This is a genomic window from Streptomyces sp. NPDC091289, assembly GCF_044757365.1.
Classification (GTDB): Bacteria; Actinomycetota; Actinomycetes; order Streptomycetales; family Streptomycetaceae; genus Streptomyces.
The window spans coordinates 50,398-66,478 of the sequence record NZ_JBIVUT010000038.1; the positions used below are offsets into that span (position 1 = coordinate 50,398).

Annotated in this window: 8 protein-coding genes; 3 read left to right on the forward strand and 5 right to left on the reverse strand. The window is 73.1% G+C overall.

What is annotated here, in order from left to right; all coding sequences use genetic code 11:
• Window positions 1-71: 71 nt before the first annotated feature.
• Genes ACIQPT_RS35805 through ACIQPT_RS35820 form a run of 4 tightly spaced genes read right to left on the reverse strand, consistent with a single transcriptional unit; the run spans window position 72 to window position 11,653 of the window.
• Complete coding sequence (locus tag ACIQPT_RS35805; RefSeq protein ID WP_401162293.1) at window positions 72-1,373, reverse strand: M18 family aminopeptidase; 1,302 nt, start codon at window positions 1,371-1,373, stop codon at window positions 72-74.
• Complete coding sequence (locus ACIQPT_RS35810; protein WP_401162295.1) at window positions 1,370-7,054, reverse strand: MupA/Atu3671 family FMN-dependent luciferase-like monooxygenase; 5,685 nt, start codon at window positions 7,052-7,054, stop codon at window positions 1,370-1,372. Before ACIQPT_RS35810 ends, ACIQPT_RS35805 begins: the two co-directional genes overlap by 4 nt.
• Complete coding sequence (locus ACIQPT_RS35815; RefSeq protein WP_401162296.1) at window positions 7,051-10,311, reverse strand: type I polyketide synthase; 3,261 nt, start codon at window positions 10,309-10,311, stop codon at window positions 7,051-7,053. The genes ACIQPT_RS35810 and ACIQPT_RS35815 overlap by 4 nt, the downstream gene beginning before the upstream one ends.
• Window positions 10,256-11,653 (reverse strand): MFS transporter, encoded by a 1,398-nt coding sequence (locus ACIQPT_RS35820; RefSeq protein ID WP_401162308.1) that lies wholly within the window; start codon window positions 11,651-11,653, stop codon window positions 10,256-10,258. The genes ACIQPT_RS35815 and ACIQPT_RS35820 overlap by 56 nt, the downstream gene beginning before the upstream one ends.
• Window positions 11,654-11,735: 82 nt before the next feature.
• Between ACIQPT_RS35820 and ACIQPT_RS35825 the strand changes: the two genes are divergently transcribed.
• Window positions 11,736-12,737 carry a LuxR C-terminal-related transcriptional regulator gene (locus ACIQPT_RS35825; RefSeq protein WP_401162298.1) on the forward strand — a complete coding sequence of 334 codons (1,002 nt, stop codon included), beginning with the start codon at window positions 11,736-11,738 and terminating at the stop codon, window positions 12,735-12,737.
• Between the two features lie 58 nt (window positions 12,738-12,795).
• Here the strand turns inward: ACIQPT_RS35825 and ACIQPT_RS35830 are convergent, their stop codons facing one another.
• Complete coding sequence (locus ACIQPT_RS35830) at window positions 12,796-14,466, reverse strand: fumarate hydratase (RefSeq protein WP_401162300.1); 1,671 nt, start codon at window positions 14,464-14,466, stop codon at window positions 12,796-12,798.
• Between the two features lie 207 nt (window positions 14,467-14,673).
• Between ACIQPT_RS35830 and ACIQPT_RS35835 the strand changes: the two genes are divergently transcribed.
• Both ACIQPT_RS35835 and ACIQPT_RS35840 read left to right on the forward strand, forming a co-directional pair.
• Window positions 14,674-15,375 (forward strand): DUF1707 domain-containing protein, encoded by a 702-nt coding sequence (locus ACIQPT_RS35835; RefSeq protein WP_401162302.1) that lies wholly within the window; start codon window positions 14,674-14,676, stop codon window positions 15,373-15,375.
• Between the two features lie 216 nt (window positions 15,376-15,591).
• Window positions 15,592-15,963, forward strand: coding sequence for a WhiB family transcriptional regulator (locus ACIQPT_RS35840; protein WP_096627193.1), 372 nt, complete (start codon window positions 15,592-15,594; stop codon window positions 15,961-15,963).
• The last annotated feature ends 118 nt before the right edge of the window (window positions 15,964-16,081 follow it).

Genomic DNA, 16,081 nt, shown 5'->3' on the forward strand with positions numbered 1-16,081 from the left:
GTTTCTCTGCTACCGGAGTCTTCTGCTACCGGAGTTCTCTACTGCCGGAGTTCTCTGCTGCCAGAGTTCGGTCAGTCCCCGACCATGATCGTGGTGAGGACGGCGGCGAGATAGCCCGGGTCGTGCACCCCGCACAGTTCGCGCGCCGAGTGCATCGACAGGCCCGGCACCCCGACGTCCACCGTGGTGACGCCGAGACGGGCCGCCGTGAGCGGGCCGATCGACGTACCGCAGGGCATCGCGTTGTTGGAGACGAACGGCTGCCAGGGAGCCCCGGCCCGCTCGGCGGCCGCCGTGAACAGGGCGATGCCGGTGGAGTCGGTGGCGTACCGCTGGTTGACGTTCACCTTGACCGTCGGGCCGCCGTTGGGGAGCGGGCGGTGATCGGGGTCGTGCCGCTCCGCGTAGTTGGGGTGCACCGCGTGCGCCATGTCGGCGGAGACGCAGAACGCGCCCGCCAGCGCCCGCGACCAGTCCTCGTCGCTGCCGCCGCGCGCCGACACGGAACGCGACAGGATCCGCTCCAGCAGCGGGCTCTGGGCGCCCGTCTCGGAACCGCTGCCGACCTCCTCGTGGTCGAAGGCGGCCAGCACCGGTACGAAGGAGGGCTGCGTGCCCCCCGTCGCCGCGTCCACCAGCGCGGTCACCCCGGCGTGCACCGAGACCTGGTTGTCCAGCCGGGACGCCACCACGAACTCCCGGTCCACGCCCAGGTATCCGGGCGGCTGGATGTCGTGCAGCATCAGGTCCCAGCCCAGCACGTCCGCCGGGTCCTCCCCGGCCGCCGCCGCGACCCGGCGCAGCAGCTCGCCCTCCCGCGGGTCGCCCAGCGCCCAGATCGGCGCGATGTGCCGCTGCCGGTCCAGTGCCACGCCCTCGTTCACCGAACGGTCCAGGTGGATGGCCAACTGGGGGACCCGCAGCAGCGGTTTGTCGATCTGGACGAGCCGGCTGCGCGGGACGCCGTCGGGGCCGCGCAGGGCGAGCCGGCCGGAGATGCCCAGGTCCCGGTCGAGCCAGGTGTTCAGCGGGACCCCGCCGTAGATCTCCACCCCGATCTGCCGCCAGCCCGAAGTCCCGGTGTCCGGTGCGGGTTTGATCCGCAGGTTCGGGGAGTCGGTGTGGGTGCCGACGATCCGGAACGGGGTGTGGGCGGGCGCGCCCTCGGGGACGTACCAGGCGATCAGCGCACCGGCCCGGCTGACGAAGCAGCCGCCGGTCGCCCCCGTCCAGTCGTCCGTACCGCGCAGTTCGCGGAACCCGGCCTTCTCCAGACGCTGGGCCGCACTGGCCACCACGTGGTACGGGGAGGGGCTGGCGGCGATGAAGGCGAGCAGGTCGTCGGTGTGGCTGCGGTGGGGGGCCGGAGTCATACGGCGTCCGCCTTTCCGGTGTTCGGCAGTGACTGAGAGGGGTGCTCCTCAAGGAGTTCCCGCACCGGCCGGTCGGGCCGGGCGCAGAACTTCGCGAGCAGGTCGGTGTACGACGAGAGAAGGGCGTGGGCGGTCGTGCGGTCCCACAGGTCGGTGGAGAATTCCAGGAACGTTCGATAACCCTTCGCGGGGTCCCGGCGCGGCGCAAGCCCGAAGCACAGTTCGCTGCGGGAAAGCGGCGGTGCCAGATCGGCCACCTCGACCCGGAGCCCGGGAATCTCGATGTCCGTGTCGACGGAGTTCTGGAACGCCAGGACGTGCGGCACCCGGTCGGGGACGCTGACAGCGCCCGCGTCCCGCATCGCCTGCATGATGCGCGCGGTGGGCAGCACATGCGCCATGGCGCCGAGCGCACCCGCGCCCGTACGGACCGCGAGCTCCCCGCAACTCTCGTCAAGATTGGCTGAATCCAGTCGTACGCGGACCATCACCGCGGTGGACGTCATCGCCACGAGCGACTCCGAAGCGGTGCCCTCCCGGTTGGCGTACGGCACGCTCAACAAGGTGTCCGACTCCCCCGAGAGACGGGTCAGGAACACCCCGAGTGCCGCCGCCGCGACCGCGAACGGGGTGGTACGCCGCTCGGCCGCCAGCTTCTCCACCGCCGCCCGCACCGCACCCGACGCGACCCCGCGCACCGTGTGCCCGTGCCCGCTCAGCTTCTGCGGACGCGGCCGGTCCGTCGGTACGGGGACGGCGGACGGCACCCCGTCCAGATAGCGGGCGCAGAACGCGGCCCGCTCCGCCTCGGCCCCGGGATCGTGGTGCTCCCGCTGCCACCGGGCGTACCCGGGCGCCTGCATCGCCGGATCGGGCAGACCGTGCGGGACGCCCGCCGCGGCCGCCGTGTACAGGGCCGCGATCTCCGCGAGCAGCACGGACAGCGACCAGCCGTCGGCGCAGACGTGGTGCAGGACGAACATCAGCTCCCAGCAGTCCTCCTCGACCCGCAGCAGCCGCACCCGGGGCTGGAGCGACCGCCCCAGCTCGAAGGGGGCCGCCGCGTCCGCCCGGCTCAGGGCGTCGGCCCGGGGGCGCCGCTCACCGGCCGGCAGCCCGGTCAGATCCTCCACCGGCAACGCCACCGGCTCCGCCGCCAGCACCTCCTGCCACCAGGGCCCGTCCGGCGCACCCTCCTGCGTGAACCGGGTCCGCAGAGCGTCGTGCCGGGCGATCACCTCGGAGACGGCGGACCGCAGGGCCGCCGGGTCCAGCGCCCCGGTGAACGTGATCCGCGTCGGCACGTTCCACACCGCGGGGTCGGGCATGGCGTGGTGCCCGGCGATCATCCGGGCCTGCTGGTCGCTGACCGGGGCGCGGTCGACGACGGCCGCTTCCGCCGTCACGGGATCCTCGCCCGCCAGCTGCTCGGTCATGGCCCGCAGGGTGGCGTCGGCGAAGAAGTCCGCCAGCGGGTAGTCGACGCCGAGCGTGTCCCGGACCCGGTTCACCAGGCGGATCGCGGCGATCGAATTGCCACCCAGGTCGAAGAAGTTGCCGTCGGCGGGGGCGTCGCGCACGTCGAGGACGGACTCCCAGACCTCGCGCAGGCGGGAGGCGGTGGTGGTGGCCTGGTGGTCCGTGCCGGAGTGGTCCGTTCCGGAGTGGTCCGTGCCCGGGTCCGTCGAGGCGTCCACCTGCGGGTGGGTCAACGCGTCCACCTGCGCGTCCAGCTCCGCGAGATACCCTTCCGCCGTCGCCGCGTCGAACAGGTCCGCGTCGTAACGCAGCCGCAGCCGCAGGCTCCCGTCCCGGCCCTGGGTGGCCATCAGCGCCAGCTCCAGGGGTGCCGACTCCGTCCCGGCCGCCACCTCCTGCGCCCGCAGCCCGGGCAGATCGATTCCGGCCAGCGCCGCGCGGTCCAGATCGACCGAAACCGTCACCAGCGGACGCGGATTCCCCGGGTCCGGATGGACGGCTGCCAGCAGCGCGTCCAGGTCCACCCCGCTGTGCTCGTCCGCCGCGAACAGCGCCCGGCCGGTCGCCCGTACGGCCTCGGCCGGCGGGGTCGCGTCCGTGGCGGACAGCCGCAGCGGCAGCAGCGCCACATGGAAGCCGACCGCGTCCGCCGTCTCCGGCCGCCGCCGCCCGAACGTCGTGCCCAGCAGGAACGCGTCCTGCCCCGACCGCCGCCGCAGCACCAGCTGCCAGGCCGTGCACAGCGTGGCGAACAGGGTCACGCCCTGCTGCCCGCTCCACTCCCGCAGCGCCTCCGCCCGCTCCCGGCCCACGGTCCGGGCCACCGCCCCGCCGCGCCCCGCCACCCGGCGGCCGCGCGGCCGGTCCGTCGGCAGGGCGGCCACCGGCGGCTTGTCGCCCAGCAGCGCGCGCCACCAGTCCAGGTCGGCCGCGTCGTACACGGGCTCGGGCGCCCCGACGGTCGTCCCGGCGGGACGTTCGAAGACCGGCGGGCGTCCGGCGCGGGCCGCCGAGTACAGCTCCCGAAGGTCGTCGGCGACCAGCGCGGCCGAGTGCGCGTCCGTGATGATGTGGTGCATGCCGAGGACCAGGACGTGATCGTCCTCGGCCAGCCGGAGCAGCCGGGGCGTGAACAGCGGGCCCTCGGCCAGGTCGTAGGCCCGGCCGCTCTCCTCGGAAAGCAGCTCCTCGATCACCCGCTCGGCGTCCGGCTGCACGGCGTTCCGCTGTCCGGCGTCCTGCGTCCCGGTGTCCTGCCCGCCGGCGTCGGTGACCGTCAGCGGGATCCGGAGCCCTTCCCGGACGACCTGGACGACACCGGCCTCCTGCTCGCCCCGGAACACCGTCCGCAGCCCCGCGTGCCGCTCGACCAGACCGTCGACCGCCGTCCGCAGCGCCGCCACGTCCAGCGGTCCCCGCAGCCGTACGGCCTGCGTCTCGTTGTACGCCGCCGGGTTCTCCATCAACTGCGCGGCCAGCCACAGCCGCCGCTGCGCCGAGGTCGCGGGCGCGACGGTCTCCCGAGGCAGATTCCGTGCGCCCCGCTCCCGCGTCCGGCGGCGCAGCACGTCCAGGCGCTCCAGCCCCGACCGCAGCCGCTCCCGGTCCATCCCGAAGTCCACCAGCGCGGCGATCTCGTCCACGCCCGCCCCGTGCAGCGCGTCGACGAACGGGGCGACGCTCAACGGCGTACCGATCAGGGCCCGCTGGTCGCAGTAGCGGTCGTAGGCCCGGCGGAACAGATAGTCCAGGTCCTCCTCGCTCGCCGCCGCCACGTCCTCCCGCCGCTGCCCCGCCGCCGTCGCCGCCGAGCGCATCAGCAGCGAGGACCGCAGGTAGCGCACCATCGGCTCCAGCGCCTCGGCCCGGGCGGTGGCGTGGTCGTCGCCGAGATACGTGTGCACCAGCACCGTCACCCGCCCGGCCGCCGGGTCCAGCCCGCACGCCGCACGCGTACGCCGGTAGTGCGCGATGTTCGCGGCCAGCTCGTCCACGGTCTGGCTCATCAGGTTGGTGACGACACCCAGCCCGCGCCGGGCCGCCTCCTCGTACGAGGCCCGCTGCCCGGAGGTCGCCAGGAAGAACGGCGGCTCCTCCTGCACCGGACGCGGCCGGATCCGGATCTCCGCCTCCGCGCCCTCGCCCGTGCGCCGCCGCACCGCCTCCCCGCGCCAGAGCCGGCGTACCTCGTCGAGGTGGTCGAAGGCGATCCGCCGCCGGTCCGCGAACCGGTCCGGGTGCAGGGCGAAGTCCCGGGCGTGCCAGCCGGTGGCGCAGCCGATGCCGACCCGGCCGCCGGAGAGGTTGTCGACCACCGACCACTCCTCGGCGACCCGCACCGGATCGTGCAGCGGCAGGACGACCGAGCCCGCGTTGATCCGGATGCGCTCGGTCTCCCGGGCCACGGCGGAGGCGAGGACGGCGGGGTTCGGGAAGATCCCGCCGAAGGAGTCGAAGTGCCGCTCGGGCAGCCAGAGCGAGGAGAAGCCGTGCTCGTCGGCGAAGCGCGCGGTCTCGAAGAGGGTGTCGTACGCCTCCGGAGTGCCGGTCCCGGACGCCTCACCGGCCTCGGCGGTCTCCGGGTAGTCACCGAAGAAGTAGAGGCCGAAGTCGGGTGCGGGGCGCGGTACTTCAGGCTTATGAGCAGCAGCAGCCGGGTGGGTGGACCGGGGGAAGAACCCGCCGTCGCGCAGCTCGCGCAACGAGCCCTCCACCGCCTCCGCGACCCGGTTCACGTCCTCCTCCGTATGGGCCGTGGAGAGGTAGAAGCTGCGCCACTCCCATACGTACACACCGCGCAGTTGGAGGTGGTGGTAGAGCAACTCCAGGTCCGCGCGGTGCTTGAAGCGGAACATCGACCCGAAGTGGGCCAGCTCCAGCGGGAATTCCTCGTCGCGGAAGAAGGCGTTGAGCCGGTCCGCGAGCGCCTGGGTGCGGGCGTTCAGCCCGCTCTGGAGCCCGGGACCCTGCTCGGTGAGGTGGGTGAGCACCGCGCGGGCCGCCGCCATCGACAACGGGTGCTGCATGTACGTGCCGCCGATGAACGTGGTCTCGCGCGAGGGCCCGCCGGGCTCCCCGTACCGCCAGAACCCGCCGTCCACCCCGTCGAGCAGATCCGCCCGCCCCGCCACCGCGCCGATCGGGAAGCCGGCCCCGAGCGCCTTGCCGTACGTGGCCAGGTCCGGCACCACCCCGAAGTGCTCCTGGGCACCGCGCGGGTGGGGGCGCAGCCCGGTCAGCATCTCGTCGAAGAGCAGCACGATGCCCCGGCGGGCGGTGAGTTCACGCAGCGAGCGCATGAACTCCACGGGCCGCAGGCCCGGGTTGCGGCACTGCACGGGCTCGACGAGCACGGCGGCGACCGTGTCCCCGAGGGCGTCGATCGTCTCCAGCGCCTCCTCGCTCCCGTACTCCAGCACGATCAGCTCCGCCACCGCGCTGGCCGGGATGCCCCGCGACACGGGCACGGCGTGCGCGCCGGGACCGCCGGGGCGGCCGAGGACGGAGTCGATGTGCCCGTGGTACGAGCCCCGGAACATGACGACCTTGTCGCGCCCGGTCGCGGCCCGCGCCAGCCGGATCGCCGCCGAGTTCGCCTCCGTACCGGACGAGGCGAAGGCGACCCGCTCCATGCCGGTCAGCGAGGCGAGCAGGGCGGCGGCCTCCCCGGTGTCGGGGGACCGGGGGCCGAAGCGCAGCCCGTCGGAGAGATGGCGGCGCACGGCCTCGGTGACGGGCTCCGCCTCATGGCCGAGGAGCAGGGCGCCGAAGCCCATGGTGATGTCGGTGTAGGTGTTGCCGTCCACGTCGGTGAGCCGGGAGCCGTGCGCCGAGCGGGCCGCGACCGGGTAGAGCATCTCCTTGGTGGCGTCCCGGAACCCCACGACGGCCCGGCTGTCGGCGAGCACCGAACGGTGCTGCTGGGCCAGCTCCTTGGAGGTGCGGGTCCGCTCGGTGAACCGGCGGATCAGGGAAGCGGTGTGGGCCCGCTGCGCCGCGTCGGCCCCCGCCCCGGCCATCCCGCCCGCCGCGTCGACGACGAGGCGGGGGCCGTGCGCGCTCTCCTCGGCGGCGGGTCCCGCGTCCTTTGCGGGGACCTGGCCCCGGGCCGCCGCGAGCTGGTCGGAGAGCCTGCGGGACAGCTCCGCCGCCCTGGCCACGGCGTCGGCGGAGCCATGCGTCGTCGCGCTCGTCGCGCTCATCGTGCGTCCGTCCCGGTGCGGGCGGTCAGCAGCGCGACGGCATCGGAGAGCTGGGTGAGCATCGCGGCCTGGGTCTCGGCCAGTTGGCGTATCTGCTCGGAGAGGGCGGCGACCTCGGCCCGGGTGGCGTACGCGGCCTCGTCGACGACCGGCGCGGGTACGTCGACGACCGGCGCGGGTGCGTCGGCGGCGGGCGTCGGATCCACGGATACGGATGTGGCTACGGGTATTGCGGGGGCCGCCCGCCCGGCTATCAGCGCGGCCGTCAGCCGGGGCGTGCCCGCCTCCTCCAGGATCTCCCGCATGCTGATCTCCGTGCCGAACTCGGCCTCCAGCTGCCGCACCATCCCGATGAGCTGGAGCGAGTCCGCGCCGAGCCCGACGAAGGTGCGGTCGGCGGCCACCTCGTCGGGCCGGTGCCCGAGATGGCGCGCGGTCAGCTCCAGCACCCTGTCCAGTACGGCCTGTTCGGTCATGCGGTCCTCCATGAGCGGTGTGCGTGACGTGCGTGACGTGCGTGACGTGCGCGGTGTGAGCGGTGTCTGCGGGGTGAGCGGTACCGAAGGCGTGTACGGGGCCGGGCCCCGCCAGTGGGAGCGGCGCCGGAAGGGGTACGTGGGCAGCCGGACGCGCCCGCCGCCGCAGCCGTCGAGCACTGCGGCCCAGTCCACGCCGGCCCCGGCGCAGTGCAGCGCGGCCACCGCCCGCTCCCAGTCCCGCGTCGGTACGCAGACCGAGTCCGGCAGCGTCCGGCGGACCATCCCCGTCAGCACGGCCGACGGGCCCAGCTCCAGCAGCGGCGCGGATCCGGCCAGCCGGTCCAGGACGGCGGCGAAGTCGGCCGTGCGGCGGGCCTGCGCGACCAGGTACGCGGCGTCCGGCCGCCACCCGGCGGGGCGGACCGTGCCGTCGATGCCGTCGACGAACTCCGTGTGCAGCGGCAGCGGTTCCGTCTTGTCGGCCAGCACCCGGAACTCCTCCAGCGCCGGGTCCAGCAGCGCCGTGTGGAACGCCCGGTCCACCGCCAGCACCTCGTACGCCTCACCCCGCGCCGCCAGCAGGACCTTCGCCGCCTCCACCGCCGCCGGAGGCCCGCCGAGCACCTGGTGGGCCGCACCGTTGACCACGGCGAGCTCCAGACCGGGGACGGCGGCCAGCAGCTCCCGCACCCGGCTCCGGGGGACGAAGGCGGAGACCATCGCGCCCGGGGCCGCCCGCTCCTGCATCAGCCGCCCGCGCCCGCACACCAGCCGCATCGCGTCCTCGGTGTCCAGCGCCCCGGCCACGCACAGCGCCGCGTAGGCGCCGACGCTGTGCCCGGCGACGCGGGCCGGGACGACCCCGAGCCGCTCCCACAGCCGGGCCTGGGCGATCTGGAGGGCGAACAGGGCGGGCTGCGCGAAGGCGGTGTCCCAGCGCTCGGGGCCCTGCCCGGCGACGATCCGGTCCAGGAAGTCGTCCCGCCCGGTCTCCTCCGCGTACACCCGGGCACAGCTCTCCAGCACCTCGGCCACCACCGGGAAGCGCGCGGCGAGTTCCGCGCCCATGCCCGGATGTCCGCCGCCCTGGCCGCTGAACAGGAACACGGGCCGCTGCGCGGCGTCGGCGACCCCGCTCGTGTACGCCTCGCCCGCCGGGGCCCCCGACAGGAACGCGTCGAGTCCGGCCACCGGGTCCGCGGCCGTGACGACCAGCCGGTGCGGCAGGAGCCGCCGCCCGAGCGCGGTCGTGGTCAGCAGATCGGCGGGGGAGGGGCGCTCCTCGCTGGCCAGGTGGTCCCGCAGCGTGGCGGCGTACGCCCGTAGCGACTCCCCGTCGGCGGCGGAGAGCGGCAGCAGCGCGGGCACGGGTCTCCGTGCGCCTGCGGCGGGCACGGCCTCCGGCGCCTGCTCCAGGATCACATGGGCGTTCGTCCCGCCCATGCCGATGGAGTGCACACCGGCGCGCCGCACCCCCGCCAACGGCCAGGCCCGCTCCCGTACGGGCAGCAGGAACGGGCTGTCGGCCAACGGCAGCGCCGGGTTGGGCCGGGAGAAGTTCACCAGCGGCGGGACCACGCCGTGCCGCAGCACCTCCACCGCCTTGATCAGCCCCGCGAGCCCCGCCGCGCTGTCCAGATGGCCGATGGCGGGCTTGGTCGAGCCGAGGGCGCAGTAGCCGGTCCGGTCGGTGTGCGCGCGGAACGCCTCGGTCAGGGCGGCGAACTCGATCGGGTCGCCCTTCAGCGTGCCCGTGCCGTGCGCCTCCACATAGCCGATCGACGCCGCGTCCACGTCCGCCGCGCGCAGCGCCCCGAGCACCGCGTCCCGCTGCCCGGCGACCCCGGGAGCGGCGAACCCCCCGCCGACGGAGCCCCGGTCGGTGGTCTTGTCCGAGCCGTCGTTGGTGACCGCCGAGCCCAGGATCACCGCGTGCACGGTGTCACCGTCGGCCAGCGCCCGCTCCAGCGGCTTGAGGAGGACGGCGGCGGCCCCGTTCCCGCCGACCGTGCCGTCCGCGGCCGCGTCGAACGCCCGGACCGTGCCGGTGGGGGAGAGGGTGGAGCCCTTCACCGGGACCTGGCCGCTGACCTGCGGCAGATGCAGGGCGGCGGAGCCCACCAGCATCAGGTCCGCGTCCCCGGCGCGCAGCGCCTGGCAGGCCAGATGCACCGAGACCAGGGCGCTGGAACAGGCCGTGGAGACGGTCAGCGCCGGACCCGTCAGGCCGAGCCGGAAGGCGGCCCGAGTGGCCGTGAAGTCGCTGTAGTTGCCGACCTGGACCTGCTTGGCGGTCATCCAGTCGCCCGAGCCGGCCTCCGCCGCCAGGTTCGCCGCCAGATAGCTGTGCAGCGAGTACAGGCGGTATCCGGAGCTCCCGTACACCCCGATCCGTACGGAGCCGCCGTCGCCACCCGCGTAACCGCCGTCGCCACCCGTGTGACGGTCCTCGCCACCCGCGTAACCGCCGTCCTCCAGGGCGTGGAAGCAGCACTCCAGGAACAGCCGCTGCTGCGGATCGGTGAGCTCCGCCTCCCGCCCGCTCATCCCGAAGAACCCGGCGTCGAAGCCGTCCACATCCGCCAGAAGGGCGCTCGCCCCGCCGAACCCCGGCCGCTCGTACTCCGCCGCCGGGACCCCGGCCGCGGCGAACTCGGCCCGGGTGAACCGGCGTACCCGGCTCGTGCCCGTGCGGATGTCGCGCCAGTACGCCTCGGGGGTGTCAGCCCCGGGAAACCTCAGCGCCGTCCCGATCACCGCGATCCGGTCGTCCCTCAACGGCTTCTTCCTTTCGCAGCCCCGCACGCCCCGTACGCCCCGCATGCTCCGCTCGCCGCCGCAGCCCCGCCACCCTCAGCAGGAACACCGCGGCGACGACGATGGCGGCGCCGTGGGACCAGCCCACCACGGCCAGCGGGGAGAACCGGTCGAGGGCCGCCGCCACCAGGATCATGCCGACGCCGAAACCGAGGTTTTCGAAAGTGGCCGAAAGACCGAAGGCGTGACCGCGCAAGGTGGCCGGAAGTGTCTGGAGATGCGAGGTGTACGCGACCTCGGTGAGACCGTCGGCGGCCCCCGCGATCAGCGCGATCACCGCCGTGACGGCCAGCGGGAACCCGGCGAACGCCGCGATGAACGCCGCCGACATCACCACCGTGCCGTAGCCGAATCCGAGCGCCCCCACGGTGCGCCCGGTGCGCTGCGTGTACCGCTGGATCACCTGCTGGGCCCCGATGTTGCCGAGCGCCCACACACACCAGAACGCGCTGACGAAGATCGCGGGGTTCGACGCGTCCAGCGAGGTGGAGTAGATCGGCAGCGCCGCGTTGTGGGACGAGGAGCCGAACGCGTCGACCCCGCGCAGGGCCACCATCAGGCCCATACCGGGTGCGGCGGCGAGCGCGAGGAAGGCCACGGGCCGCCACCGGCCGCCGCCCTTCCCGGCCTTCGGCGCGTCCTTCGCGGACTCGGGGGTCGTGCCGCCCGCCCCCTTGCCGCCCGCGATCGGCAGCAGGGCCACCGTCACCGCGCAGACCACGAACGTCGCCATGTCGAGCAGGAACGCCGCGGTGTACCCGACGAGGGAGACCACCACACCCGCCGAGGCGAACCCCGCCACCATGGCCAGCGAACGGCCGGTGATCGACAGGGAGTTCGCCCAGGCCCTGCGGTCCTCCCCGACCATCTCCGGGATCGAACTGCGCAACGCCACCATGAACAGCGTCCCGCACGCCCCGATCACCACCGAGACGGCCATCAGCGCCCCGGTCACCAGACTCTCCGGCGCCAGGATGAGCACCAGCATCACGCCGCCCTGGCCGACATTCGCCCACAGCATGATGCTTTTCGCGCTGAAACGGGCGAGCAGACCGCCCACGACGAGACCGGCGACGAATCCGGAGGCGAGCCGCACCGCCATGAACAGCCCCATGGCCAGCGCCCGTCCCGTCGTCTCGTAGACGAAGAGATTGAGCGCCACCATATTCAGGAATGTGCCGTAGGAAGACACCGCGTATCCGGCGACGAGGAATCGGAAACGGCGCTCGGAGACCGCGGTGTCCCGGTCCTTCCCGGCACCGCCGTCCGTCTCGTTCGCCTTCGGTCCGTCCGCGTTGTCGATTCCAGATGTCACCCGGACATACTCGTCGAGTACGGGCACCGGGCGGGGTACTCCCGATTGCACAAAGGTAATCTGCATCCTTGTGAAGGACGATCATTCCCCCTCACCGGTATGTGATTGCCGTGAATCACCCTCGGACCGGTCGATACCGGAACAACCCTGCGAGGCGGCGCTCGCGGCCTATCGCCGTGCCCTGACGGAGGGCCGCCTGCCGGCCGCCTCGGCGCCCCGTTGTCTGCGGTCCCTGCACCTGATGGTGGCCGACCAGGAATCGCCCGGCCACCTCATTCCCGTACCGCCGGAGACCGCCTCGTTCGCCGCCCTCGCCCCGATCGAGGAGGCGATCGTCGAGCAGCGCCGCACCCTGCGCTCCGCCCGCGCCACCCTCGCCGCCTTCGAGGGCCTCTACACCGAGATGCACCGGCAGGAACGTCCCGCCCTCACCCGGCTCTCCGGCCAGGCCGTCATCAGCAAGGCCCTGGACGCCGGGGTCAGCGGCTGCCGCGCCGAGGTCCGCACCGCCCACCCCGGCGGCGGCCGCCCGGCCCACATCCTTCAGGAGTCGCTGCCGCGCGATCTGGGCAACCTGCGCCGCGGCATCCGGCAGCGCACCCTCTACCAGCACACCGTCCGCTCGGACCGCACCACGCTCGCCTACATCGATCAGGTGACCGCCGAGGGCGCCGAGATCAGGACCCTGGCCGAGGTCATGGACCGGTTCATCGTCTTCGACCGGGACCTCGCCTTCATCCCGTTCTCCGACGAACCGAACAGCGCCCTGCGCGTCCAGCACCCGTCCCTGGTCCGCTTCCTGGTCCGCCACTTCGACGAGGCGTGGTCCCGCGCGGTCCCGGTCCGCCCCGAACGCGCGCCGCTGCGCACCCCCGTCGTCACCTCCGACCTCCAGCGCGCCATCCTCCAGGCCGTCGTCAACGGCGAGACGGACGCCGCGATCGCCCGCCGGATCGGCATGAGCCGCCGCAGCGTCGCCGAGCACATGCGCAAGGTCTCCGAGCAGCTGGGCAGCAACAGCCGGGCGCAGCTGGGGTATCTGGTCGCGACCTCGGGCCTGCTGGACGACTGAGAGACGCCGAAGGGGGCCTGCCCGGACGGGCAAGCCCCCTCTGTCGTACGCGTACGGATCAGCCGAGACCCGGACCCCGCACCGGAATGCTGGTGAACGTCGGCGCCGGGGCGGGCTCGGTGAAGAAGTCGTTGCCCTTGTCGTCGACGACGATGAACGCGGGGAAGTCCTCGACCTCGATGCGCCAGACCGCCTCCATGCCGAGCTCCTCGTACTCGACGACCTCGACCTTCTTGATGCAGTCCTGCGCGAGCCGGGCCGCCGGGCCGCCGATCGAGCCGAGGTAGAAGCCGCCGTGCGCGTCGCAGGCGTCGGTGACCTGTTTGCTGCGGTTGCCCTTGGCGAGCATCACCTTCGAGCCGCCCGCCGCCTGGAACTGCTCGACGTACGAGTCCATGCGGCCGGCCGTCGTCGGCCCGAACGAACCGGAGGCGTACCCCTCGGGGGTCTTCGCCGGGCCCGCGTAGTACACCGGGTGGTCCTTCAGGTACTGCGGCATCTCCTCGCCCGCGTCCAGGCGTTCCTTGATCTTGGCGTGCGCGATGTCACGGGCCACGACCAGCGGGCCGGTCAGCGAAAGGCGGGTCTTGACCGGGTACTTCGTCAGCTCGGCCAGCACCTCGTCCATCGGCCGGTTGAGGTCGATCTCCACGACGTCCCCGCCGGCCTCGTCGAGGTGCTCGTCGGTGGTGTCCGGGAGGAAGCGTGCCGGGTCCTTCTCCAGCTGCTCCAGGAAGACGCCCTCGGCGGTGATCTTCGCGGTGGCCTGGCGGTCCGCGGAGCAGGACACGGCGATGGCGACGGGCAGCGAGGCGCCGTGCCGGGGCAGCCGCACCACGCGCACGTCGTGGCAGAAGTACTTGCCGCCGAACTGCGCGCCGATCCCGATCCGCTGCGTCAGCTCGAAGACCTTCTCCTCCAGCTCCTTGTCCCGGAAGCCGTGCCCGGTGGGGGAGCCCTCGGCGGGCAGCTCGTCCAGGTAGTGCGCGGAGGCGTACTTCGCGGTCTTCAGCGCGAACTCCGCCGACGTGCCGCCGACCACGATCGCCAGGTGGTACGGCGGGCAGGCCGCGGTCCCGAGCGAACGGATCTTCTCCTCCAGGAACGTCATCATGGAGGCCTCGTTCAGGACGGCCTTCGTCTCCTGGTAGAGGAACGACTTGTTGGCCGAGCCGCCGCCCTTCGCCATGAAGAGGAACTTGTACGCGCCGCCGTCGGTGGCGTACAGCTCGATCTGGGCCGGGAGGTTCGAGCCGGTGTTCTTCTCGTCCCACATGGTCAGCGGGGCCATCTGCGAGTAGCGCAGGTTGAGCTTGGTGTACGCGTCGTAGATCCCGTGCGACAGGGCCTCCTCGTCACCGCCCTCGGTCAGCACGTTCTGCCCGCGCTTGCCCATGACGATCGCCGTACCGGTGTCCTGGCACATCGGCAGGACGCCCGCGGCGGCGATGTTCGCGTTCTTCAGGAGGTCCAGCGCCACGAACTTGTCGTTGGAGGACGCCTCCGGGTCGTCGACGATCCGCCGCAGCTGCGCCAGGTGGGCCGGGCGCAGATAATGCGAGATGTCGTGCATCGCCTCGGCGGCCAGGGTGCGCAGCGCCTCCGGGTCGACCTTGAGGAACGTACGCCCGTCGGCCTCGAAGGTGGAGACACCCTCGGCGGTCACCAGACGGTACGGCGTGGTGTCCTCCCCCAGGGGGAGCAGATCGGAGTACGCAAACTCTGCCATGACGGCCATTCCTCACTCGGCGACAGCGGCTGACCTCCGTCGGGCAGCGCATCCACCAGGGTAGAGCGCCGCCTTCCGCGGGATCCTGTGAGGTAAGGCTCACCTGGACGTTCCGCCGGAGTACGGGGTCCGGAGCGTGCCGACCGGGCCGGGGCACGCCGGTGGGAGGGGTAGTCGCGATCTATCGCGTTTGGGTACGCTGGTTCGGTGGACCTAGAGAAGCAGCCCCAGCAGCCTGTCGCGCCGGCCGTCCCGCCGCCCGCCGAAGTCCTGGACGCCGATGGCATCCGCGCCTCCGACGCCGACCGTGACCGGATCGCGGACGTCCTGCGGGAGGCGATGGCCGAGGGCCGTCTGACGGCGGACGAGCACGCGGAGCGGATCGACCTGGTCTACCGGGCCAAGACCGTCGGCGAGCTCCAGCCGCTGGTCCGGGACCTGCCCTCGTCCTCCGGCTCCACCGCCGCCGCCCCGCGCCCGGACCCGCAGCCGTACGCCTACGGCCCCGAGGCCCCGGGCGCCCCCGCGGAGAATCTCGTCGCGGTCTTCAGCAGCGCCACCCGCAAGGGCCGTTGGCGGGTCGGCGGCCGGACGAACGCCTTCGCGCTCTTCGGCAGCGTGGAGATCGATCTGACCGAAGCGCTTTTCGGCCAACGCTTCACCGTCATCAATGCGACGTCCATCTTCGGCAGTGTCGACGTCCGGGTGCCGGAGAACATTTCTCTGCGCGGCAACGGCACGGGCGTCTTCGGCAGCTTCGAAGTGCGAACGCTGGAATCGCCGGACCAGGAAGCGCCGGTCGTCGTGGTGAACGGCTATTCCGTGTTCGGGAGCGTGGAAGCCAGGCCGAAGCGCGGCAAGTTCGTCGCGGACCTTCAGCAGCGGCTGCGCAAACATCTCGGCCACTGAATCGGTCATCTCGGCCACTGAATCGGTCGCTGAACCGGCCACCGAATACGGCGGGCGGACGGCCCCCGGTAACCGGTAATCGGCCAGAATGCCGCAGGGGCGCATTGCGGTGCGTCGCGCGCCGGTGCCACGCAGTGCATAGGCGTACGCACAGCGGGTAGGGAGTGCTGCATCGTCTCTCGCTCGCGAAGCCGTAGCCGTCGTCAGGAGTAGACCGTGCTGCAACCGCCGCATCAGCCTCTGCAGGTCGCCGCCGTTCCGGCCCAGCGGACCCCCGCTCGGGAGGACGATGCGGGCCCCTGGCATTCCGAGGCGGCCTGCCGCCGTGATGAGGCGGGCCTGTTCTTCGCCCCGTCGAAGGAGCCGACCGCCGCCCGGCTGGCCCGCGAGGAGGCCGCCAAGCGGGTCTGCGCCCGGTGTCCGGTCATGGTGGAGTGCCGGGAGCACGCGCTGATGCAGCCCGAGCCGTACGGGGTGTGGGGCGGGCTCACCGCGGCCGAGCGCCGGGTGGCGCTGGCCCGGCGACGACGGCGGGACATCGAGCTCACGGCCGCGACGACGGCCGAGCACATAGCCGCGGCGGGCTGAACGCACCCAGACATGCGGGGAGGGGGTGGGGGGGGGGGGGGGGGGTGGCCCCCCCCCCCCCCCCCCGGCGCCCGCCCCCCCCCCCCCCGCCGCGCCCGAGCGCCGGCGCAGTAGATCG